Raw genomic sequence first — 22464 nt, 5'->3', positions numbered from 1 at the left:
TGCAAACACAACATCGCAGGAGCTAAACCAATTGATTCTGGAGAGAATCAAGCCGTTCAGGCTAGCTGCTGCGGGATGAAATATAGAATTTCTCTGGCCGCTAGGCAATGGACAAATTATAATGTTTCAGATAAAAAAAACTAATGCCTATTTAGAGAGTAACTATGTCTCGTCGATTACCCCCATTAAACTCCTTGAGAGTGTTTGAAGCCGCGGCTCGACACTTGAGTTTTACGCGTGCCGCAGAAGAGTTATTTGTTACTCAAGCTGCAGTAAGTCATCAAATTAAGGCGCTTGAAGAATTCTTGTCATTAAAGCTCTTTCGCCGAAGAAACCGTTCTTTGTTGCTGACTGAAGAGGGTCAAAGCTACTTCTTAGATATTAAAGATATCTTCACTTCTTTGGCTGAGGCGACAGACAAGGTGCTTGAGCGAAGCGAGAAGGGCGCATTGACCATCAGCTTACCGCCAAGTTTTGCGATTCAATGGTTAGTACCAAGGTTGGCTGATTTTAATCAGCAAGAACCGGATATCGATGTGCGAATCAAAGCTGTAGATATGGATGAAGGCTCGCTAACGGATGATGTAGACGTGGCTATTTACTACGGGCGAGGGAATTGGTCGGGGCTTAGAGCTGACAAGCTTTACCAAGAATATTTAATTCCTCTTTGCTCACCGTCGGTGTTGCTCGGAACAAAACCTCTAGAATCGCTAAGTGATTTGGCATGTCATACGCTACTGCACGATACCTCTCGAAAAGATTGGAAACAGTTCGCGAAACAAAATGGCATTGATGGCGTTAACGTGAATCACGGCCCTATCTTTAGCCACTCGACCATGGTGTTGCAAGCTGCTGCCCATGGGCAAGGTATTGCTCTGGGGAACAACGTTTTAGCTCAGCCTGAAATCGAGGCTGGTCGCTTGTTGGCTCCATTTGATGAAGTGTTGGTGAGTAAAAATGCTTTCTATGTGGTGTGCCATGAGAAACAGGCCGACATGGGACGTATTGCAACCTTCCGAGATTGGATGTTAGCGAAAGCACAAAGCGAACAAGAGGACTTACTCGATGAGTAACCTAATTATTGATGGTGAAGACAACCCAGTAACCTTTGTCTTTGCACACGGCGCCGGTGCAGGTATGGATCATGAGTTCATGCAGTCGGTAGCCAAAGGGTTGGCATTTAAAGGAATACGAGTGATTCGCTTCAATTTCCCTTACATGATTAAGAGAGCTGAAGATGGCAAGCGTCGTCCACCTGACAGAGCGCCTAAGCTGCTTGAAGCTTACCAAGAGGTTATCGAACAGGTTGATGCCGACAAGCTTGTCATTGGCGGCAAGTCGATGGGAGGACGCATGGCGAGTCACTTGTCTGAACTGGATAAGGTGGCTGCGATGGCATGTTTGGGTTTTCCCTTTCATCCTCCTGGCAAACCAGAGAAATACAAAGGTGAGCACTTGGCTGAGTTAACAAAGCCATGTCTTATTCTACAAGGTGAGCGCGATACCTTTGGTAAGCGTGAAGAGTTTGCTGACTTCGATCTGTCCGATTCTATTCGTGTTGAATTTATCCCTGATGGCGACCACAGCTTTAAGCCTCGTAAGAGTTCTGGTTACACCGAACAGCAGAATATTGCGTTAACCGTTGAGAAGTTATCTGCGTTTATCAAAGAGGTGCTCAATGAGAAGTAAGTATTTACTCACTATCGCGGGCATTTCTGGTGCGATTGCCGTAATGCTTGGGGCATTTGCCGCGCACGGCTTGAAAGCTATCTTGCCTGAGTATCTTTTGGGTGTGTTTGAGACCGGTGTTCAGTACCAGTTTATCCATACGCTCGCGATATTGGCGTGTGGTGCTCTACTACAGATGAAACTTGGCGCTAAATCACAAAAATATTTTTTCATTGCGGCAATTTGCTTTATCATCGGCATCCTTTGTTTTAGTGGCAGCCTTTATGGCTTAGCACTGACAGGAATAAAATGGTTTGGCCCTATAACACCGTTTGGTGGTCTACTATTTATCATTGGTTGGGGAGTCTTCTCCTTCGCTGCTTTGAATATAAAAGAGGTAACTCAGTGAAACACGTACTACTTTATTGTCGCTCTGGTTTTGAAAAAGAATGTGCTGGCGAAATTCAAGACAAGGCAACACAACTGGAAGTGTTTGGTTTTCCTCGCTTAAAGAGCAATACAGGCTTTGTATTGTTTGAATGTTATCAAGCTGGCGAAGCCGATAAGCTGATCAAAGAAGTGGATTTCCAATCACTGATCTTTGCTCGTCAAATGTTAGCGGTTGCTGTTGAAATCAAAGATCTCCCAACAGAAGATCGTATCTCTCCAATTCTTGAGGCGCTTTCTGAGAAAGAAGGCTTCCCGCGTTGTGGTGATATCCGTATTGAAACGCCAGATACCAATGAAGCGAAAGAGCTTTTGAAGTTCTGCCGTAAGTTTACCGTGCCGATGCGTCAAGCAATGCGTGGTAAAGGCCTGATGACTGCGAAAGATAACGCTAAGAAGCCAGTGCTTCATTTATGCTTTATCGCACCGGGTCATTGCTTTGTTGGTTACTCTTACCCAACCAACAACTCACAGTTCTTCATGGGCATTCCTCGTTTGAAATTCCCATCAGATGCGCCAAGCCGTTCTACACTGAAGCTAGAAGAAGCATTCCACGTATTCATCCCTCGTGATGAGTGGGACGAGCGTCTGGCTCCGGGTATGTGGGGCGTAGATTTAGGTGCGTGTCCAGGTGGTTGGACTTACCAATTGGTTAAGCGCTCTATGTTTGTTCACTGTGTCGATAACGGCATGATGGCAGACAGCCTGATGGAAACGGGTCAAATTAAGCACCACATGGTGGATGGCTTTAAGTTCGAACCTGACCGTAAGAACGTGACTTGGATTATTTGTGACATGGTTGAGAAACCTGCACGTGTTGCTCACTTAATGGGTGAGTGGATCATCAAAGGTTGGGCGAAAGAAGCTCTGTTTAACCTTAAGTTGCCAATGAAAGGTCGCTACGATGAAGTACTGCAAGATATCGAGAACCTAAAACAGTTCCTTATCGATAACAAAGTTAAATTCAAGATGCAGGCGAAGCACCTTTATCATGATCGCGAAGAGATCACGGTTCATATTCAGTCGCTTTCGAATATCTCACCGTACTAATTATTAGTGACAGTGAAGAGTGACTAATATCAGTCATTAATCGGTCTGTCAGCGGCCAATAAAATGCTCCTTTATGGGGCATTTTTTGTATCTGCAATTTGGTGGTATAGATGGTGACGTTTTTGGTTGGCCGTTTGGTCATCGTCGCCGATTTATGCTTTAACCTCTGCGATCATCAGTTAAAAAAGCCTTAGTTCAGACTAAGGCTTTTCTACTTTCTAATGACTGTTTTTTTAAATCATTGATTTATAATTGATATGTCTCTAACGGTTAACTTTTTAGCGATTGAGCTTGTAACGTCGAATTAAGACACCGCTTCGTAGCGAATATCTTGCAGATTAAAGCCTAAATCGATGTCTGTTTTGAGTGCAGAAACGAGCTTACATACGCGAGCCGATTCAATATGCTCATCGAACTTCTTGCGATACTTTTTCGGTAAGTCTTCAGCTAAGAATGCCGCTTCAATATCTGGGTACGTGGTTAGGATCTCTTTGGCAGCTTTTGGTCCAACTCCTGGGATCCCCGGAACTTGGCTTGAGCTTACACCGGTTAATCCCCAGTAATCTGCCAGTTGTTCAGGCTTCACGCCAAACTCAGCTTCAATGAAGGGCTTATCTAACCAACGATGTTGGAAGTAATCACGGATCTGTAGCGTTGGTGACAGTAGTTGGCAGTAGCCTTTATCAGTAGAAATGATCGTGACCTTTTCGCCATGGTCAGCGACTTTCTTCGCAAGTGTTGCGACCAAGTCGTCTGCTTCATCGCCGTCTGAAAGCAATGAATCAATACCTAGCTCCCACCATGCTTGTTGAATCGCATCGAGCCCTTTCATTAAAGGCTCTGGCATTGGCTTACGGTTTTGCTTATAGGCAGGCAGTACCTCAGCGCGCCAGCCTCGATCTTGCAGGTGATGATCAAATACCGCGATGATGTGCGTGGGTTGGGATTCGTTTAGGATTCGGTTGAGTGTACGAGCCGTTGTGGTGATGGTTCTTGCAATATCGGTTGGATCCGGCTGAACAGAGTGCACGCGTCGGATGAGGTTTAAGGCATCGATAATAACAAGATGGATAGACATAAGTTTCCACTAAATAGGCAATAAAAAAGGGGCTGCTAGCCCCTTATAGTAACGTATCAATTGGTGAGTTGAAACGTTAGCGACGTAAACGCCATAACCTGATTAACTTTAGACCTGCCAATTGGTTATCACTGCATTGGTTATCACTTAATTGGTTACCAGTGATTGAGTGTCATTAATTACTGGGTGCGATCTTATAGCAAGGAACATAATCCGTACCGCCCGGCAGTTTCATTCGATGCTGTTCAACAAAGTCATTCAGCAGTTGGTCCATTTTGGTCATCAGCTCTTTGTCCCCATCAATGATAAATGGGCCATGTTCCTCGATTTCAAGAATGCCCTCAGCTTTGACATTACCCGCGACAATGCCAGAGAACGCTTTACGTAAATTAGCGGCTAGGCTCTCTGTTTTCTGATCCATATGTAGGTCGAGTGCCGCCATAGACTTATGGGTAGGGTCAAATGGCAGTTGGAACTCAGGCTCAATATGCAGTGACCAGTTGTAACTGTATGCATCACCTGTCTCTTTACGATGAGATCGAACATCTGGCATTGCTTGCTTCATGATTTTTGCAGCGCGTGCTGGGTCATCAATAACGATCTCATAGTGTTTCTGCGCATCAGGCCCTAAGGTTTCGCCGATGAACTTATCAATCGAGCGGAAGTAAGCCTCACTCTCTTTTGAGCCTGTTAAAACAATCGGCATGGGTTGATCGACATTATTAGGGTGCATCATGATCCCTAATATATACAGCAGCTCTTCGGCCGTGCCGGGGCCTCCAGGGAAAATAATGATGCCATGAGCCATACGTACAAATGCTTCAAGACGCTTTTCGATATCTGGCATGATCACCAGTTCATTCACGATTGGGTTTGGTGGCTCAGCTGCAATGATCGAAGGCTCTGTTAGCCCTAAGTAACGATGGTCTGTATAGCGCTGTTTCGCGTGGCCAATAGCTGCACCTTTCATCGGACCTTCCATTGCCCCCGGTCCACAACCGGTACAGATGTTCAGTTCACGCAGGCCTAATTCATTACCCACTTCGCGAGTGTATTGGTATTCGTTGGCGTTAATCGAATGGCCACCCCAACACACGATCAGGTTAGGCTCAATGCCGGGTGTAAGTGCACCAGCGTTTCTCAAGATACCAAAAACGAGGTTGGTGATGTGAGTGGCGTTAGTCAGGTTGAGTCGTTGGTTGTCTGCTAAATGCATGTTGACGTAAACAATGTCGCGCAGCACTGAAAATAGGTGTTCTTGAATACCCTTGATGATTTCACCGTCTACAAAAGCATGCTCCGGTGGGTTACTGAGTTCGAGCTTGATACCACGCTCACGGCGCACGACCTCAACATCAAACGATTGATACTTGTCGAGCAACTCTTTGGAGTTGTCGGTGTGGCTACCAGAGTTGAGTACCGCCAACGTACAGTTACGATACAGTTGGTACAGATCACTAGACGCGGTTTTCTTAAGACGCTCAACTTCAAGTTGAGAGAGTAGATCCATGCTACCGGCTGGGCTGATATGAGTGATCATAATGCCTCCTTGTTGAAAAGAGCAGGGGGACGTTGAAGTGACCCTCTGGCTCGAGAGTGAGAAGCAAACGTTGAAAGTGTTTGGTTAAAGGTGAGAGAGTTAACCAGACGAAACGGTTACGACAGCGTTGCTTAATGACTTAGTTAGAATGGCTTACGAGCCTATATACAGATGCTTAAGTACGTATACACTGATTCTTAGGTTCATATATAAAGAGACTTAAGTTCATACATACAGTTTCTTAAGTTCATATATAGAGACTTAAAAGCTTCTATACGCATTGCTTGTCAAAAATGCTTGTTAAGCGAATGTTAATCATTAGCTTAGCAAACATTGAGGGAATTGGTATGTGATAAGTATTTGAAAAAATGAAATAAATTAAACGCTAGGCTGGCTTAGTGCCAAATGAGTTGGTTGGTACCACGTTGTTTTGCTTTATTCAGCGTCTTATTTAATCGCTCTAACACTTCTTCCGGTGTATCTGATTCTTTAAACTGAGTGCTTGCCGCACACAAAGTAATGGTGATCTGTTGGTCGCGGAACTTAAAAGGTAATCGGCTAACTTGAGCTTGAATGTTCTGAATCACCTGATGGCAATATTCGTCCGTTTGTTCTGGAAGTAACAAGACGAACTCTTCACCAGAAAAACGAGCTACAGTATCAGTAATACCGACCTCTTTGGTGATGGTTCTTGCGATGATTTTAAGGGCTTTATCACCCGCGGTATAACCAAAGCTATCGTTAATGGATTTGAAGTTATCGATGTCTAGCAGTACAACGCGTAGTGAGTGTTGTGCGCGAATCCAACGACGGTACTCAAGCTCTAAGCGATCGGTAAAAGCGGTACGATTGTAAACCTTAGTGAGTGGGTCAAGCAGCATACGCTGAGCCTGATCCTCAAGACGTTTTCTGTAGTCTTGGGTCACTTCGTAGAGAGAATCTAGTTGAGTCTTTCCGTAACTCATTCGTTCGATCAAAGCTTGTTCTTTCTGCTCTGCATGATTGAGCCGCTCTGACAGAGAAGCTATCTCGCTAAGAAGCGGATTAATCGACTGCTTCAAGACAGTAATATCAGTGGCTTTCTCAACCGAGTTTTGACTTTTGACGACAAGGTCGCTTAACTCTGAGTTAAGGCCTTGGCGGTGCTCAAAATAGCTTTGGCTTTGATCGGTATTTTGGTCTGCAGTTTTGATGCTGGAAGAGAGTGAAGCATTGAGCTGATCGATAAACTGTTCAGATTTCTTACGCTCTAGATTGGTGCCTTCAATAACCAGTTTGAGGATCTGAAGTGACAACTCCAGCAGGTTTTGTGTAGAAACACCCAATAGGAGCTTTGCTCGAATATCGATAAGCGAGTCACCTGATTCACCCTCGAAGTCGAGTTCAGTGATCAAGTGTTGTAATTCTGTGGAAAGGTCCGAAAGTAATTCTTGCTCAGGAGATTGAGCTGTATCGCCAAAATGAGTGCGAGAGTTGTTCGCCATAATCTTTATGGCACGCTCATAAATACTGAGAAGCTTCATGGCGTGGTCGACTTTCTGACTGCCATTGCATTCGGAGAAGCTAAGTAAGTTTCGTAGATCGCGTTTCAACTGCGCTGGAAGACCAGTAATGCGTTGTAGCGTTTCACCACTGTGCTTAATGCTATCGTCCAGATATCCGTTCTGTTTATCCATAGCCAACGTTTTCTGCTTAAGCATCCTTTCTAGTACTGCCAATTTTGGGATCATTGAGCTAATGTCTTTTTGCTTTTCTAGCTCTTCCCGCAAGGCAATAAGGTTTTCATCTAAGTGTTCGTTACTTCCAACGCACGCGTCACTTAATGATGTAACGATACGCTTTAGAACTTTCTGCTCTCTAATAAACTTGAACGAAGTGTCTCTCTGTGTCAAACGAACTTGTTCCAACTGAACTTTCAGCTGGTGGAGTTGCGCGTGAATGTCTTGTTCGAGAATGCCCATAGATGTATTAATTAGCGCCGAGTAGACCGATCACGATCGTTTAGATGAAATTCCATTGCATCGATAATAACAAAACTAAAAATAAGGTCACGAGTTGCAGGTCTCAACCGCTCGCAAATCAGTCATCTTTTAGCATTTTTTTGATGTTGTCCTCATTCTGGTAGGACGATTGTATTTTTATTAACCCTTGATTAATCGCATGTTTACAAGCTTCTCTTATGTTACCTGTTGCAAGGCTTGCTGCGGGCGCATTATCAATGGCTTTGAGATATACCCATTGACTGCTTCGTTCTTTAAGGCTGATTTCTCGTGCTAGGTTCGTCGACATCAATAAAACATCTAGCAGCTCTTGGTCATTAATAGCGGTGTAAGCTCTAGGCAAGAACGGGTAGTCAGCGATACCCATACGAATTGTTCGGTTGATATTACGCTTCGGTTCAAAGTCGGTAATCCAAGATTGTATCTTTTTAAACATCGTCTCTGGTGATGAATCTCGGTCTGAGTTAGGTTCGATGTAAAGCAGGTTCGCGTCTGAGAAGTGATAGACACGAGCAGGGCCTTCAAGCTTCTCTTTCAAGAATTCACCAAAAGCATCTTCTAACTCTAAACCCGCTTTATAACCGTTCTGCGTATACATGTTACGTAGGAAGGGTAAATCAATCATCACGAAGCGGAGACGATCATTCAATGGTTCATAGATTAGCTCGCCAAGTTGCCATTGTTCGAAGGTTTGGCTGGTTTGTTCTAGCGAGTTGGACAGCTTGGCATTCAGCATTCTGAGGTTCGGGAGCTTAGAGCGTGAGTGCGTAAACAGGTCTGTTCGTAGTGAGTCGACTTCTTTGGCTAAGGTTTGAATGAGGTAGCCACGGCGAAGCACAAAGAAGAACAAGATAATACTGAACAAGAATAGAGCGAACGATATTTTCTGGAATTTGCGATGCTCTAGTTTGTACTTTTCTAGCTCTTGCGCTTGGCCTGCGTAGTGCAGGGTTTGTTCGGCAAACTCTTTCTGTTGGCGGAATGCGTCTTCACCAACACGGTTGAGTTTTTGCTGTTCCAAAGAGACCAGGCTGTTGTACTGCTTAAGATTCGCCAACGCTTGTTGCGGACGACCTGCCTGCTCATAACCCAAAGAGAGTAAGTAGTACGAACGCTGCGAAAGACGCATGTTCTCTATCTGACGTGAGATCTCAAGCGCACGTGTCGCATGCTTTATCACATCTTCGCTCTCTTGTAGGTGATAAGCCAATCCTGCTGATAACAGTGCAGCACGACCTTCCAGCTTTGGAATGTCCGTATATTCCAGCAGCTCAAGAGCACGGGTTAGGTATTGCTCGGCTAGAGGGTAGTTATAAAGGCGCAGATAGGTTGCCGATAAACTTAGACGAATATCAATGACTTGGTGGATATCTCGGTCAGTACTCTCGTGATCAAGGACGTTGAAGAAATGCACGAGGGCAAGGTTGTATTTACCTTGGAAGAAGTACACATCACCCATCTTCTTGAGCACTTGTGCTAAGACGGGTGAATTTTCGAAGTTATCATAAAAATCAGCGGCTTGAGAAAGGTGTTCTAGTGCTTTATCTAGGACTTGTCGCTCGAAGAAAAGCTGTGCAAGCAGGCGGTTTACTTTAGCCAAGCGCGAGCTTAGGTTGCCTTCCACTGATTTCCAGTAACCATACAACAATTCAGAAAGCGCGTGGTTATATTCTTTGTGGGTCAGGTAAAACTCACCAACAGAGATATGATAATCAATAGTGACTTTTTCAGAGTAGCGCTGATCGAGGAACGTTTTAGCTTCTTGATAGTACTTTTCGGCTTCGTCGATTTTGTTTTCATAAGAGGCGATCTCCGCCTTCAACATGATCAATCGATAGGTGATGCCTTCTGTTAGACGCAGCGTTTTGTTGATTGATTCTAGGTTCGCTTCAATACTGGCGAGTTCATTTTTTGCTTTCGTCGACTTTTTATCGCTGAGCCAAAGCAATCTAACTTTCAGTATCTGTAGATCAAGCGTTAGGTATTCAAGCTTATAAGTTTTCGCAAGTTCCGAGGCTTCTTCAATGTGCTGAATGGCAGTATGAGTATGGCCAAGGTTGTATTCAGCTTTGGCTAAGATTTTGTACGCATCAATACTGCTGTTTGGCGTTCGAATGGAAGAGTCAGTCTCTTCGCGAGAAATAGCCGATGGGCTTTTCTCACGTTGATCTGAAAGGACACGCAGCGTTAGGTAACTGTTGGCCATTTGTTTTGCTTGGCTCGGCTCAATCTCTACAAGGTTGTTAGCCTCGTTGAGTAACGCCGACGAGTAGACCGACGCATTGACCGATGTACTGAAGCTTAAAATAAATAGACTAACAACGTATAACCAACGCATTTCAATGTCCCTTTAAAGATTGGATAGGTTCAAATAAGAGTAAGTGCTTTTCGCCTGATTATTGGCGAGCCATACGCTTATTGTGGCTTGGTCTATCTTGCTCGGTTGAACGATATGGGTTGATATCCAGACCACCACGACGCGTGTAACGTGCGAACACGGTTAGCTTCGATGGGCCACAGTATTTCATGATATCAGTGAAGATACGTTCAACACATTGTTCGTGGAATTCATTGTGCTCACGGAAAGAAACTAAATAGCGTAGCAGAGCTTCACGGTCAATTTGCTTACCTGAATATGCGATCTCAACGCTGCCCCAGTCTGGCTGATTAGTGATCAAGCAGTTCGACTTCAATAGGTGGCTGTGCAGTGTTTCTTCAACATCTTGCTCGCCAGCAGCCCCTTCAAGCAGTGACGCTTCAAAGTCGTAACTAGTGATTTGGATGTCTTGGTTGTCGATACAGTCGCCTTCCATCGTTACGATAGGCTGGTTGGTGTAATCGGTTACTGAATTTACATTCACTATCACCGTTTGGCCTGCACATGCAGACAAATCTTGGGTTAGGCGCTCAGTGACTTGGTCCCAGTTTTCAAATTGAGTCTGGTTGTAGCTGTTCAAGTACAGCTTGAAAGATTTTGATTCAATTAAATTTGGGCTGGTTGCTGGGATGAAAACCTCACCCACAGCCACTTGTGGTAGGCCGTTGCTGTTTAGCCACGAAAGCTCGTACATCGTCCAAATATCATGGCCAACAAAAGGCAGGTCACCGTTTAGCGCAAGATCATCACGATTCAGGCTACGAGGTACTGGTTGCAATAAACTTGCATCGTATTGGTTAGAGTACTCAGTTTTTTGGCCTAGGGTTAAACCCGCTAGCTCTTTTGCGTCAGAATATTTGCTCATACTTTCGTTTCAAATTCGATTAGAATGGGGTCGATTTTACTGAATCCCCATTACCCTGTCATTAAGTCATCGCTTAATCGGTGCTGAAAGGGCTCGGATTCTATTTATTATTTTGTGTTTAGGAGATTTTCATGACTCAACGTGCTCAAGACGCACTACTTTCTTTTAGTCAGCGATACGTTGACGCGTGGCAACTGCAACACCAAAGTTTACCTCGCAATGAGGAGTTGGTGGATATTGTGTCGCCTTGCGTAGAAGAGAAGAGCGGCGATACTGTGTTATGGAAAAACTATCCACGTGAGCAATTTGCTGATTTCAGTAACGTTGAAACGGGCATCGAGTTGACGCTGCATGAAGACATCAAAACATTCTACGGCGCACAATACAGCGCAGATATGAACGCGACTTTTGATGGTAATGAACTGACTTTATTGCAAATTTGGAGTGACGATGACTTCGAATGTCTGCAAGAAAATATCTTAGGTCACTTAGTGACTCAGCGTCGTTTGAAGCTAAAACCGACAGTGTTTATTGCCGCGACTGATGCTGAATTGGATGTTATCTCGATCTGTAACCTAACAGGTAACGTGATTCTAGAGCGCTTAGGCACCAAAAATCGTGATGTACTAGCCGAGACATTGGCAGAATTTTTAGAAAAGTTACAACCAGCGGTATAAATAGATGTACGTACTAGAACTTCAATTTGAGTGTTTTGATAACACAACGGTAAGCGCTGTCGACAAGGCGGTTAATGGCTTGATGGATGCACTTCGTTATAACGGGCAAGTGTTGGGTCGTGAGTTTCCTATCGTGATGGGTGACGGCGAATTTTATGTTCGCGTTGTGTGTCCAGAGCAAGACAGTTTGCACCCACGGAACCACTCAGACTTCGTTAAAGTGTGTTTTGACCGTTTGTCTAACGCGAGCTTACTGACGCCTAAAATGCGTTTGCTTGGCCGAGATCTTAACTCCGAAGAAGTGGCAGAAGATGAAGCGCCGAGCTGGCAAGTGTTGTACACGACGTTCGTGCATACCTGTTCACCGCTGCGCAGTGGCGACAGCTTGTTGCCTATTCCTCTATATCGCAACCCTCCGACATTTAATGGCGACCATAAAGCCGTACTGAAGTGGCAGACAGAATGGCAAGCCTGTGATGAAGTTCAAATGGGTGGTGGTTGTCGTGCTGAACACGCAACTCTGACCGAGATCAGTGATACCAAAAGCGTATTGTTCAAACGCGGCTGGGGTTTAAGAGGGCGCATTGAGTACCTCACTAAGATCCCAACGTATTACTACTTATACCGTGTGGGTGGCATTAGCCTAAAAGCTGAAAAAGAGCGTAAATGCCCGCAATGTGGTGGTGAATGGCTGCTAGATGCGCCGATCCACGACATTTTCTATTTCAAGTGTGACGACTGCCGCTTGGTGTCGAACATCTCTTGGGATCATATTAAGTAACCCACTTAGCTCTATTCTAGATTCAGAGTATCGAAGTATGAGCCAATACTTCGATACTTTTTCCTCTGCTTTTCTCCCTGTTAGCTTCCCGTTTCTTTCTCTTTTTATTCCTTAATATTGATCGTTTATCAGTATTGGGAGAACCCATCTTGTTGAACGAGTTTTGCACTTTAATACGTCCATTCTGTGTTTTATCTCTCGCTCTGTAGTCCTTAAGCATTCACCAAAATAATTCAACACCCATCAACTTTTGATCATTTCAATAGTTAACTGGATCACAGTAATCAATCAGTTCTCTTTCAATTTATATTCCTCTCAATATAAATGGGATCGATCCCATGGGAATGTTCCCATTTATAAAAATAACGTAATTCTAGATCTTAAAGGAATGGACGATGAAACTGTTACCTATTGCTGCTGCACTCTCTACTGCTTTACTTGCTCCTAATTTATACGCTGGTGAAACCACGCCATTGGAATTCAATGGCTACATGCGCGGCGGCGTTGGCCTGAGTAATGAAGGCGGGTCAAATAGCAAATGGGAGGTGAGTAAAGTTGGCCGACTTGGCAACGAAAATGACCTGTATGGCGAGTTTGGTTTTAAGAAAGAGGTGTATGCTGAGGACGACGTTTCATTTTTAGTTGATTCCATGTTGTCGTACTGGCAAGGCCAAGATGAGAACGCCGCGGATAAAAGCGTTGATGTGGTGCAATTGAATGTTCAGGCGGTCGGGCTATTTGAAGATAAGGACATTGGAATTTGGGCGGGTGAACGTTACTACCAACGTCATGATGTACACATCGTTGATAACTACTACTGGGACGTAAGTGGTATTGGTGCCGGCGTAGAGCACATCAATATGGGCCCAGGTAAATTATCGGTCGCTTTGATTCAAGACACCGTTACGGGCGATGTTTTTGATGGTAAAGAAACCACAGCCATGATTGCTGACGTGCGCTATGCCGGGATTCCATTGTGGAAAAATGCGGATCTTGAGGTCGGTATTGATATGAACTTTGCCAATGAAAAGCAAGGTCAAACGGTCGATGCGGATGACAGCCTAATGTTAACGGCAAGTTTGAATCAAAATCTTACTGGTGGCTTCAACAAAACGATTCTCCAAGTCGCTAACTCTGGCTATGCCGAGCAGATGACAACCTTTGGTACCGGTAAGGGCATCGTACGTGATGCAAACAATAATGACGCCGAGGGCTTTCGATTGATTAACTGGGGTGTACTTGCGATTGGTGAGAATATCGAGTTTGGCCACACTGTCCGTTATGCCATGTCGACGGGGGTTGGCGCGAATAATAGCGATGATGATTCTTTCAGTGCTGTCATTCGTCCGCTTTACAAGTGGGACAAGCGTATGCGTACCATTCTTGAAATTGGTGGCTTTGTTGAAACTATCGATAACAAAGATGGGGCGGGTGGTAAATTCACAATCGCTCAGGCTTGGGTTCCACAAGTGGGTTTCTGGTCTCGTCCTGAATTCCGTATCTTTGCGACTTACCTAAACGATGCTGAAAATGACAATGCCTTCGGTGAAGGTAAGAACAGCGAAATGAGCGTTGGTATGCAAGTAGAAGCTTGGTGGTAAGTCGAACTTTCTTGTAAATCCTAACCAATAAAAAGGGGCTGACGTTATGTCAGCCCCTTCGGGTATCTATAGATTGCTGTCGTTTAGTTGATTACCAACCTTTAACTACGCCACCTTGGAAGATATCAGAAGCTGCGTTGTACACTTCTTCAGTTTGGTAAGCTTTAACGAAGTTCTGTACGTTTTCAGCGTTTAGGTTATCTTCACGAGAAACGATTAGGTTTACGTATGGAGAATCTTTGTCTTCAACGAAGATACCGTCTTTTTGCGGAGTCAGGTTGATAGAGCTCGCGTAAGTTGTGTTGATGATAGACAGTGCTACATCATCAAGAGAACGTGGCAGTTGCGCAGCGTCTAGTTCAACAATAGTTAGGTTCTTAGGGTTCTTAACGATGTCACGAACTGTTGCTAGAAGACCTGCACCTTCACGAAGCTCAAGAAGACCTTGTTGCTCAAGAAGCAGTAGAGAACGACCTAGGTTTGTTGGATCGTTTGGTACCGCAATGCGCGCGCCGTCTTGGATTTCGTCTACAGATTTCACTTCTTTAGAGTAACCTGCAATTGGGTAAACAAACGTGTTGCCAGCAATAGTTAGCTTGTAACCACGGTCAGCCACTTGCTGATCTAGGTACGGTGCGTGTTGGAATGCGTTGATGTCGATAGAACCGTCATCCAGTGCTGCGTTTGGTGTTACGTAATCTGTGAAAGTTACTAGTTCAACATCTAGGCCGTACTGCTCTTTTGCTACTTTAGCTGCAACTTCAGCAACTTGTGCTTCAGCACCTGCCATTACGCCAACTTTTACTTTAGAAGTATCCACTTCTTTGTCACCACAACCTGCTAGTACTAGCGCTGATGCCGCTGCTGCGATAGTAAGTAAACCTTTAAGGTTAAATTTCATAATAATCTCCATTTAATAAATCTATTTAATTTGGTTCAGACGACTTTGAGTTTGGTCTGTAAGTCGTTATCTGTGGTCAACTCGGCGAACTAATGAATCACCGATTGATTGAATAATTTGTACCAGCACAATCAACATCACTACCGTCACAGCCATGATAGTCACATCATAACGGTGGAATCCGTAACGAATCGCGACATCACCTAAGCCGCCGCCACCAACAGTTCCTGCCATTGCTGAGTAGCTCACCAGCGTTACTAATGTAATCGTTACTGAGTTGATGATAGTCGGTAGTGCTTCAGGAAGCAGAACCTTATTGATGATTTGTGTTGGTGTTGCGCCCATTGATTGAGCCGCTTCCACTAGACCTGTTGGTACTTCAAGTAGCGCACTTTCGATAAGTCGAGCTACGAATGGGATAGCGCCAATGGTAAGTGGAACAATCGCTGCTGTTGTACCTATGAAGGTACCAATCAGCATCTTAGTCAATGGGATAATCGCAACCATCAATACTAAGAAAGGCACTGAACGGCCCACGTTCACAACCGCACCGAGAATTTTATTTAGCTTGGTGTTCTCTAACAGACCACCTTTTTTAGTCGTGTGTAGAATCACGCCTAACGGGATACCGACAGCGAAGCCAACAATGCCCGCTACAGCAACCATGTAAAGGGTTTCGCCTGTTGCGCCTAATAGAAGGTTACCGTTAAGGCTGATCCAGTCAGCAATCTCGTTGAAACTAAAGGACATAACCAAGTACCTCTACTTTTACATTGTTGTCGCGTAGGAATTGAATAGCAGCATTATCATCGGCTTCATTACCGAACAGTTCTGCGACCATCATGCCGAATTTAACGCCGCCTGCGTAATCTAGGTCTGAGCTTAAGATGCTGACATCGATGTTGAACTTACGTGCGATTTGCGTCATCAGCGGAGCATCGACCGTTGCGCCAGTAAACTCAAGGCGTACCAGCGGGTAGCTGCTGTTTACGCGAGTTTCTTGCAAGCGCGCTTGGTAATCTTCAGGAATCGTCAGATCCAAGGTTGAGCGAATAAATTGATGTGCCAGTTCTGTCTTAGGGTGTGCAAAGATGTCACCGACAGTCCCTTTTTCTACCAATTCACCACCGCCAATGATCGCCACTTCGTGACAAATGCTTTTCACTACATCCATTTCATGAGTAATAAGCAGGATAGTGATATTCAGCTTGCGGTTGATTTCACGCAGTAGCTCAAGAATAGATTGAGTCGTTGCAGGGTCCAGTGCACTTGTCGCTTCATCACATAACAATACTTTCGGGTCTGAAGCTAGCGCACGAGCAATAGCGACACGCTGCTTTTGACCGCCACTCAAGTTGGCTGGATAGGTGTCACGTTTGTCTGATAGACCAACAAGTTCAAGTAGCTCACTCACTTTTGCTTCAATCGCTGCTTTATCTTTACCAGCAAGCTCTAAAGGCAGTGCTACATTGTTAAATACAGTACGAGAAGACAGAAGGTTGAAGTGCTGGAAGATCATGCCGATGTTACGACGCGCTTCGCTGAGTTCTGATTTGCTGAGTGTTGTTAGGTCAATACCGTCAACAATCACTTCACCAGACGTTGGAGCTTCCAACATGTTTACACAGCGGATTAGGGTACTTTTGCCTGCACCTGAAGAGCCGATGACTCCAAAGATTTGACCTTGAGGAATGTGGAGGTTGATATCAATTAAGGCATTGATTTCTTTAGTGCCTTGATAAAAAACCTTGTTGACTTGATTCACTTTAATCATAGGGAAACTCGTGCAGGTAAAACAGAATAATATATCGATAGCTCGTTCGATTTACAGATGATGCTATGGTGTTCTATGATCTAAGTCAATAGATATTTTTACGTCTAGACGGCTAAACGTCGATCGTGTTGCTAGGGTAGAAACAAATCGTTAACGAACGCAAAACTAAATAGATAGTGATGAAGCAAATAAAGCGTGTAATAATTAATGATTAATAGAGAGTTGATAGAGAACTGAATTTTGTCTAAACCGGCTGTTTTTTTAGATCGTGATGGTGTGATTAATGTTGATCACGGCTACGTACATGATGAGCATGACTTTGAATACATCGATGGTGTGTTTGAAGCGGCGAAAGCGTTTAAAGATATGGGCTATTTATTGGTACTTGTGACCAACCAATCTGGTATTGCTCGTGGCAAGTTTAGCGAAGATCGTTTTCTTTCTTTGACGCAGTGGATGGATTGGAACTTTGTCGATAATGGCGTTGAGTTAGATGGTATCTATTACTGTCCTCATCACCCTGAACACGGTATTGGCGACTACAAACAAGATTGTGAATGTCGTAAGCCTAAACCAGGTATGTTCATTTCTGCTCGTGACTTTCTGAAAATTGATATGGCGAATTCTGTCATGATCGGCGATAAAGCTGAAGACATGATGGCAGCAGAAGCCGCTGGTGTTGGTACTCGGGTCTTGGTGAGAACCGGTAAACCCGTAACTGAAAAGGGTGAGGCACTTGCCAGTGTCGTGCTGGACAGCATTAAAGATGTACCCGCATATTTGAAAGGCTAAACACAGACCTATCGCTCAGTATACAAATGAGTGTTGTCGACCATATTTGCCCACTATATAAAGATGAGGAACGAAGTATGAAAGCTATGTTAGTAGCATCTCTATGTTCAGTTGCATTAGTCGGGTGCTCTAAATCAGCAGCTCCTGAGACTGAGAGCGCAGCATCGGATAATCAATTCGTGACTTATCAATGTGAGTCTGACGTTTCGTTTGAAGTGGCTTACCTTGATAATGAAAAAGCGGTATTACGTCTCCCTGAGAATGAATACCGTCTGACTCAAGTTCCAGCAGGTTCAGGAACGAAATACATCTTAGATGATGGAACCTCTGAACTGATTAACAGCGTCACTTTACGTACTAAAGGTGACAACGCACGTCTAGAACTTGGTCGTGTCGTCTATCGAAATTGCCAAAAGTAAGTCATAGTAGTTGCTAGGATTTACAAACAGTTAAGTGAGGGATTACACCCTCACTTTTTCTTCTCTTCCCTTTAACGTTAGACTTTTTATGAGCAAAAAACTCACTATTCTCGATATTGCTAAGCTGTCCGGTGTTGGTAAGTCAACCGTATCTCGCGTTCTGACCAATGATCCAAAAGTGAAACCTGAAACCCGAGAAAGGGTGGAAAGAGTAATTCAAGAATCTGGGTACACGCCTTCAAAGTCTGCACAGTCGATGCGCGGTGGCAGCCAAAAAGTCATAGGTGTTATCATCTCTCGTCTGGATTCTCCTTCTGAAAACAAAGCAGTTAGCACTATGTTGGCTGAATTGTATCGAGCGGATTACGATGTCGTGATCATGGAAAGCCAGCTCGATAGAGAAAAAGCCAATGAGCACCTGCAGGTTCTTAAGCGTCGCAATGTAGACGGCATTATTGTGTTTGGCTTTACTGACTGCGATATTCCTGCAATCGAAGCTTGGGAACACAAAGCGGTTGTGATTGCTCTGGATACCGAGAACGTGACGTCGATTAACTATGATAACCAACAGGTGATCAATAGTGCATTAGCGCATCTATCGGATCAGGGGATCTCTGATGTTGGTTTCATTGGCGTTGATCCTAGCGACAAATCAACCGGTGAACTGCGTCTTAAGGCTTATCTCGAGTGGTGTGAAAACACAGGCTCAGTTGCCAACTATCGTACTGGTCAACTTCATCACGAAAGTGCTTATCAGTTGGTGGATGAAGTACTCGCTCCTGCGACTCAAGCGATTGTTTGTGCCAGTGACACATTGGCTCTTGGCGTAATCAAACGTCTGCAAGAGCTACAACGTGAAGATGTAGTGGTGACCGGTGTTGGTGGCAATGATCTTCTCTCTTTCTTGTTCCCGCGAGTATTTAGCATTGATCCTGGGTATCAATCTGCGGGTAAGTTGGCTGCTAATTTATTGATCTCTCAGCTTTTAGGCAATGCAGAGATCTCTCATCACACTCAATCACCTATTCTATAATCCACTCAATCAAGCGAAATTGAACCGCTTAGATTAAAATTAGAGTGTGATCTCTTTCAATTAATGGGACTGTTCCCATTTTAATTTATCATTCATGTGGGCATTATAATAACCGTAATTGGGAATGTTCCCATAAGTCTAAACCCGAGTGGTTATAGCTGCATGGTTTAGATGAGTAATTGAATGAAACCAGGGTGGGGTAGTATGAGTAAGATAGCGAAGCAAGACGTTGCGCGTCTTATCGAGTTAGTCGGTGGCAAAGAGAATATTGCGAGTGTCAGCCATTGTCTGACTCGACTGCGTTTTGTATTGAATGATACAGAAAAAGCGAACAAAGCAGAATTAGAGAAGCTTAAGCTGGTAAAAGGTTGCTTTACTAACGCAGGTCAATTCCAAGTGGTTATTGGCACCGAGGTTGATGAGGTGTACGCACTTCTGATTGAGCAAACGGGTAAAGATGCATCATCAAAAGATGAGGCGAAGTTGGCTGCTCGTCAAAACATGAATTTCCTTGAGCGTGGTATCTCCCATTTAGCCGAAATTTTCGTACCACTGCTACCTGCCATTATTACTGGTGGTTTGATTCTTGGTTTCCGTAATGTGATTGGTGACATTCGCATGTTCGACGGCAAAACCTTGGTTGAGATCAGCCAGTTCTGGGCAACCGTTCATTCTTTCTTATGGTTGATTGGCGAAGCGATTTTCTTCTTCCTACCAGTTGGTGTGTGTTGGGCGACGGTTAATAAACTCGGCGGAACCCCTATTTTGGGCATCACGCTTGGTGTGACCTTGGTTTCTCCGCAACTGATGAACGCTTACATGATAGGTAAATCGGTACCTGAGGTGTGGGACTTTGGCTTGTTTGTGATTGAGAAAGTTGGTTATCAAGCTCAGGTGATCCCTGCGATGTTAGCGGGTGTGGCTCTGGCCTTCATTGAGACCAACCTTAAGCGCATTGTTCCTTCTTATTTGTATCTTGTTGTCGTGCCATTTGTCTCGATTATCTTGTCTGTGATTCTGGCCCACGCCTTTATTGGTCCATTCGGCCGTATGTTGGGTGATGGTGTGGCATTCGCTGCTAAAGTGGCAATGACAGGTGACTTCGCGATTCTTGGTTCAGTGGTCTTTGGCTTCCTATACGCACCTTTGGTTATTACAGGTATTCACCCACAACCAACGCTGTGGATCTACAACTGATGCAAGACTTAGGTGGCACACCAATCTGGCCTCTGATTGCGCTATCAAACATCGCACAAGCTTCAGCGGTTGTCGGCATCATCATTTTGAGTAAGCGCGAAGGCGAACGAGACATCTCGGTTCCTGCGGCAATCTCAGCCTACTTAGGTGTAACAGAGCCTGCGATGTACGGTATTAACCTTAAATACAAATTCCCAATGCTCAGCGCAATGATTGGTAGTGCTGTTGCAGCCGCAATCTGTGGCAGCGCGGGTGTGATGGCGAATGGTATCGGTGTCGGCGGCTTGCCAGGCATCCTATCGATTCAACCTCAATATTGGTCGATTTACTTAGTTGCGATGCTGGTGGCGGTTGTACTGCCGATAACGCTGACATTGTTCTTCTATAAACGAGCACAGATGAAAGGCGAGCTAGAAACCGCCAACGCGTAATGCATTTAATAAGCGATGACTCAAGTGAGTCATCGCTTTTCTCTTAGTTATAGCTTTTTCTCTTAGTTATAACGGCTATTCGACCATGTAAGCATGGTGATTTTTTATTTATATTTTCTGGTAAGTGAGTGTTAGAGATGGCGATGACTGAACATGATAAAAGCTGGTGGAAAACCGCAACCATCTATCAAATCTACCCAAAGAGCTTTTGTGACAGTGGCAGTAAAGGTACTGGCGATATCAAAGGGATCATTTCGAAACTGGATTACCTTAAACATTTGAGTGTCGATGCGATTTGGTTAACCCCAGTTTACGCGTCACCTATGATCGACAATGGTTACGATATTTCAGACTATTACTCGATTAACCCTCAATTCGGCACCATGGAAGACTTCGACTTATTATTGTCTGAAGCGCACCAACGTGGCATCCGCATCGTGATGGATATTGTGGTCAACCATACTTCAACAGAGCATGCATGGTTTCAGTCTGCATTGGGTGACAAAAACAGCCCATACCGCGATTACTACATCTGGAAAGACCCAGTAAACGGTCAAGCACCAACCAACTGGCAGTCTAAATTCGGTGGTAATGCATGGGAAATGGATGAGGCCACTGGGCAGTATTTCCTACACCTATTCGCCAAAGAGCAGGCCGACCTAAACTGGGAGAACCCTGTTGTACGTGAAGAAGTGAAAGACGTTATCAGTTTCTGGGCAGAAAAGGGCGTTGATGGTTTTCGCTTGGACGTGATTAACCTGATTTCAAAGCAGCAAGATTTCCCAAATGATGATATCGGTGATGGTCGTCGTTTCTATACCGATGGCCCACGAGTGCACGAATACCTGAAAGAAATCAGCGAAGCAGTATTCCAGAAATACGGTAGCGTGACGGTTGGTGAGATGTCTTCAACGACACTGGAACATTGTCAGCAATACTCAAATATTGATAACAGCGAACTGTCGATGGTGTTTAACTTCCACCACCTTAAGGTTGATTACACCAATGGTGAGAAGTGGACCAATGCACCATTTGATTTCTTACAGCTCAAGTCGATCTTCAATCACTGGCAAACCGGTTTGAACGGCAAAGGGTGGGGAGCGCTATTTTGGTGTAACCATGACCAACCAAGAGTCGTGAGCCGCTTGGGTAACGATCAACAATATCGCGTTGAGTCGGCCAAGATGCTTGCCGCTTCTGTCCACATGATGCAAGGCACACCGTATATCTATCAAGGTGAAGAGATTGGGATGACTAACCCGGGTTATACCGATATCAGCCAGTATCGTGATGTAGAGAGCACTAACATGTACGACATCATGGTGAACTGTGATGGTGTGGCTCATCAAGATATGATGGCGATCTTGGCGCAGAAATCTCGTGATAACTCTCGTACGCCAATGCAGTGGAATAGTGAAGCTTACGCAGGCTTCTCACAATCACAGCCATGGCTAGATGTTGCGAATAACTACACTGAGATCAACGCTGAGCAAGCGCTCGAAGATAAAGACTCTGTTTTCTATTTCTACAAGAGCTTGATTGAGTTACGTAAACAAGTACCGGTGATTACTCATGGTCGCTATCAAGACCTTCTGCCTGAGCATCCATCCATTTTTGCGTATGTTCGTGAGAGTGAAGGGCAAACTCTGTTGTGCATTAATAACTATTATGGCGAAGAAACCGAGTGCGTTTTACCTGAGCGTTTTGAGATGATGAAGGCTAAGAGCCTGTTATCCAATTATCAAGTGAGCGAGAGTTTAGTTACGTCTCATCACCAAGTACTACGACCTTACGAGACTCGTATTATCTTGATTGAAGATTAGCCTCGTTACT

Annotated in this window: 19 protein-coding genes and 1 pseudogene; 12 read left to right on the top strand and 8 right to left on the bottom strand. The window is 44.6% G+C overall.

Annotated features, from left to right (window positions below):
- Nucleotides 1–164 precede the first annotated feature (164 nt).
- From AC3CKG_RS12760 to rlmM, 4 genes are read left to right on the top strand one after another with little or no spacing between them, the layout of a single operon-like run.
- Complete coding sequence (locus AC3CKG_RS12760; protein WP_017106275.1) at nt 165–1073, top strand: transcriptional regulator GcvA; 909 nt, start codon at nt 165–167, stop codon at nt 1071–1073.
- Nucleotides 1066–1689, top strand: coding sequence for an alpha/beta fold hydrolase (locus AC3CKG_RS12755; protein WP_488528429.1), 624 nt, complete (start codon nt 1066–1068; stop codon nt 1687–1689). Before AC3CKG_RS12760 ends, AC3CKG_RS12755 begins: the two co-directional genes overlap by 8 nt.
- Nucleotides 1679–2077 carry a DUF423 domain-containing protein gene (locus tag AC3CKG_RS12750; RefSeq protein WP_065103071.1) on the top strand — a complete coding sequence of 133 codons (399 nt, stop codon included), beginning with the start codon at nt 1679–1681 and terminating at the stop codon, nt 2075–2077. The genes AC3CKG_RS12755 and AC3CKG_RS12750 overlap by 11 nt, the downstream gene beginning before the upstream one ends.
- On the top strand, nt 2074–3165 hold the full coding sequence (rlmM, locus tag AC3CKG_RS12745; RefSeq protein ID WP_192852249.1) for a 23S rRNA (cytidine(2498)-2'-O)-methyltransferase RlmM: 1092 nt from the start codon (nt 2074–2076) through the stop codon (nt 3163–3165). Before AC3CKG_RS12750 ends, rlmM begins: the two co-directional genes overlap by 4 nt.
- Nucleotides 3166–3469: 304 nt before the next feature.
- On the opposite strand, the gene xni is transcribed toward rlmM, so the two are convergent.
- The 5 genes from xni to queF form a co-directional block, all read right to left on the bottom strand.
- Entirely contained in the window at nt 3470–4243 is a 774-nt protein-coding gene (gene xni, locus AC3CKG_RS12740; RefSeq protein ID WP_017110410.1) for a flap endonuclease Xni, read from the bottom strand.
- A gap of 175 nt (nt 4244–4418) precedes the next feature.
- The gene (gene ppnN / locus AC3CKG_RS12735; protein ID WP_488528428.1) at nt 4419–5783 is read right to left on the bottom strand and encodes a nucleotide 5'-monophosphate nucleosidase PpnN; all 1365 of its coding nucleotides are present in this window, start codon (nt 5781–5783) and stop codon (nt 4419–4421) included.
- A 395-nt stretch (nt 5784–6178) separates the two neighbouring features.
- A complete protein-coding gene (locus AC3CKG_RS12730) occupies nt 6179–7744 on the bottom strand; it encodes a diguanylate cyclase domain-containing protein (RefSeq protein ID WP_076668268.1) in 1566 nt (521 codons plus the stop codon).
- 118 nt (nt 7745–7862) lie between these two features.
- Nucleotides 7863–10121, bottom strand: a complete 2259-nt coding sequence (locus AC3CKG_RS12725; RefSeq protein ID WP_102300272.1) for a tetratricopeptide repeat protein — start codon at nt 10119–10121, stop codon at nt 7863–7865.
- A 58-nt stretch (nt 10122–10179) separates the two neighbouring features.
- On the bottom strand, nt 10180–11025 hold the full coding sequence (gene queF / locus AC3CKG_RS12720) for an NADPH-dependent 7-cyano-7-deazaguanine reductase QueF (protein WP_065110894.1): 846 nt from the start codon (nt 11023–11025) through the stop codon (nt 10180–10182).
- A 131-nt stretch (nt 11026–11156) separates the two neighbouring features.
- On the opposite strand from queF, the gene syd reads away from it, so the two are divergent.
- From syd to AC3CKG_RS12705, 3 genes are all read left to right on the top strand, one after another.
- The gene (syd, locus tag AC3CKG_RS12715; RefSeq protein ID WP_488528427.1) at nt 11157–11702 is read left to right on the top strand and encodes a SecY-interacting protein; all 546 of its coding nucleotides are present in this window, start codon (nt 11157–11159) and stop codon (nt 11700–11702) included.
- Nucleotides 11703–11706: 4 nt separating this feature from the next.
- Entirely contained in the window at nt 11707–12483 is a 777-nt protein-coding gene (locus AC3CKG_RS12710) for a Zn-ribbon-containing protein (RefSeq protein WP_017106286.1), read from the top strand.
- A 395-nt stretch (nt 12484–12878) separates the two neighbouring features.
- Nucleotides 12879–14084: a carbohydrate porin gene (locus AC3CKG_RS12705; protein ID WP_488528426.1), complete on the top strand. Its 1206-nt coding sequence runs from the start codon at nt 12879–12881 to the stop codon at nt 14082–14084.
- Nucleotides 14085–14175: 91 nt separating this feature from the next.
- On the opposite strand, the gene AC3CKG_RS12700 is transcribed toward AC3CKG_RS12705, so the two are convergent.
- The 3 genes from AC3CKG_RS12700 to metN all read right to left on the bottom strand — a co-directional run bounded on the left by AC3CKG_RS12700 (nt 14176) and on the right by metN (nt 16759).
- Nucleotides 14176–14985 (bottom strand): MetQ/NlpA family lipoprotein, encoded by an 810-nt coding sequence (locus AC3CKG_RS12700; protein WP_102384777.1) that lies wholly within the window; start codon nt 14983–14985, stop codon nt 14176–14178.
- Nucleotides 14986–15051: 66 nt separating this feature from the next.
- Nucleotides 15052–15735: a methionine ABC transporter permease gene (locus AC3CKG_RS12695; RefSeq protein WP_004734372.1), complete on the bottom strand. Its 684-nt coding sequence runs from the start codon at nt 15733–15735 to the stop codon at nt 15052–15054.
- Nucleotides 15725–16759, bottom strand: a complete 1035-nt coding sequence (gene metN, locus AC3CKG_RS12690; RefSeq protein WP_065103078.1) for a methionine ABC transporter ATP-binding protein MetN — start codon at nt 16757–16759, stop codon at nt 15725–15727. The genes AC3CKG_RS12695 and metN overlap by 11 nt, the downstream gene beginning before the upstream one ends.
- A 240-nt stretch (nt 16760–16999) precedes the next feature.
- Here metN and gmhB point away from each other — a divergent pair, with 240 nt between their 5' ends.
- The 5 genes and pseudogenes from gmhB to treC all read left to right on the top strand — a co-directional run bounded on the left by gmhB (nt 17000) and on the right by treC (nt 22454).
- Nucleotides 17000–17551, top strand: a complete 552-nt coding sequence (gmhB, locus tag AC3CKG_RS12685) for a D-glycero-beta-D-manno-heptose 1,7-bisphosphate 7-phosphatase (protein ID WP_017110402.1) — start codon at nt 17000–17002, stop codon at nt 17549–17551.
- Nucleotides 17552–17628: 77 nt separating this feature from the next.
- Nucleotides 17629–17970, top strand: coding sequence for an MliC family protein (locus AC3CKG_RS12680; protein ID WP_017110401.1), 342 nt, complete (start codon nt 17629–17631; stop codon nt 17968–17970).
- Between the two features lie 88 nt (nt 17971–18058).
- Complete coding sequence (gene treR / locus AC3CKG_RS12675) at nt 18059–19003, top strand: trehalose operon repressor TreR (protein ID WP_017106292.1); 945 nt, start codon at nt 18059–18061, stop codon at nt 19001–19003.
- Nucleotides 19004–19207: 204 nt separating this feature from the next.
- Nucleotides 19208–20631, top strand: a pseudogene (gene treB, locus AC3CKG_RS12670) (PTS trehalose transporter subunit IIBC).
- Between the two features lie 137 nt (nt 20632–20768).
- A complete protein-coding gene (treC, locus tag AC3CKG_RS12665) occupies nt 20769–22454 on the top strand; it encodes an alpha,alpha-phosphotrehalase (RefSeq protein WP_488528425.1) in 1686 nt (561 codons plus the stop codon).
- Nucleotides 22455–22464: the final 10 nt, after the last annotated feature.

This window comes from Vibrio sp. QJM3NY_15, from assembly GCF_057785995.1.
This window is presented reverse-complemented; position numbering and strand designations above follow the sequence as displayed.

Bases quoted from the DNA above. Each gene is read 5' to 3' on its own strand.
- AC3CKG_RS12695 (WP_004734372.1), bottom strand. From the start codon at position 15,735: ATGTCCTTTAGTTTCAACGAGATTGCTGACTGGATCAGCCTTAACGGT.
- AC3CKG_RS12705 (WP_488528426.1), top strand. From the start codon at position 12,879: ATGAAACTGTTACCTATTGCTGCTGCACTCTCTACTGCTTTACTTGCT.
- metN (WP_065103078.1), bottom strand. From the start codon at position 16,759: ATGATTAAAGTGAATCAAGTCAACAAGGTTTTTTATCAAGGCACTAAA.
- AC3CKG_RS12710 (WP_017106286.1), top strand. From the start codon at position 11,707: ATGTACGTACTAGAACTTCAATTTGAGTGTTTTGATAACACAACGGTA.
- ppnN (WP_488528428.1), bottom strand. From the start codon at position 5,783: ATGATCACTCATATCAGCCCAGCCGGTAGCATGGATCTACTCTCTCAA.
- treR (WP_017106292.1), top strand. From the start codon at position 18,059: ATGAGCAAAAAACTCACTATTCTCGATATTGCTAAGCTGTCCGGTGTT.
- AC3CKG_RS12755 (WP_488528429.1), top strand. From the start codon at position 1,066: ATGAGTAACCTAATTATTGATGGTGAAGACAACCCAGTAACCTTTGTC.
- treC (WP_488528425.1), top strand. From the start codon at position 20,769: ATGGCGATGACTGAACATGATAAAAGCTGGTGGAAAACCGCAACCATC.
- xni (WP_017110410.1), bottom strand. From the start codon at position 4,243: ATGTCTATCCATCTTGTTATTATCGATGCCTTAAACCTCATCCGACGC.
- AC3CKG_RS12725 (WP_102300272.1), bottom strand. From the start codon at position 10,121: ATGCGTTGGTTATACGTTGTTAGTCTATTTATTTTAAGCTTCAGTACA.
- AC3CKG_RS12760 (WP_017106275.1), top strand. From the start codon at position 165: ATGTCTCGTCGATTACCCCCATTAAACTCCTTGAGAGTGTTTGAAGCC.
- AC3CKG_RS12750 (WP_065103071.1), top strand. From the start codon at position 1,679: ATGAGAAGTAAGTATTTACTCACTATCGCGGGCATTTCTGGTGCGATT.
- AC3CKG_RS12700 (WP_102384777.1), bottom strand. From the start codon at position 14,985: ATGAAATTTAACCTTAAAGGTTTACTTACTATCGCAGCAGCGGCATCA.
- syd (WP_488528427.1), top strand. From the start codon at position 11,157: ATGACTCAACGTGCTCAAGACGCACTACTTTCTTTTAGTCAGCGATAC.
- queF (WP_065110894.1), bottom strand. From the start codon at position 11,025: ATGAGCAAATATTCTGACGCAAAAGAGCTAGCGGGTTTAACCCTAGGC.
- AC3CKG_RS12680 (WP_017110401.1), top strand. From the start codon at position 17,629: ATGAAAGCTATGTTAGTAGCATCTCTATGTTCAGTTGCATTAGTCGGG.
- AC3CKG_RS12730 (WP_076668268.1), bottom strand. From the start codon at position 7,744: ATGGGCATTCTCGAACAAGACATTCACGCGCAACTCCACCAGCTGAAA.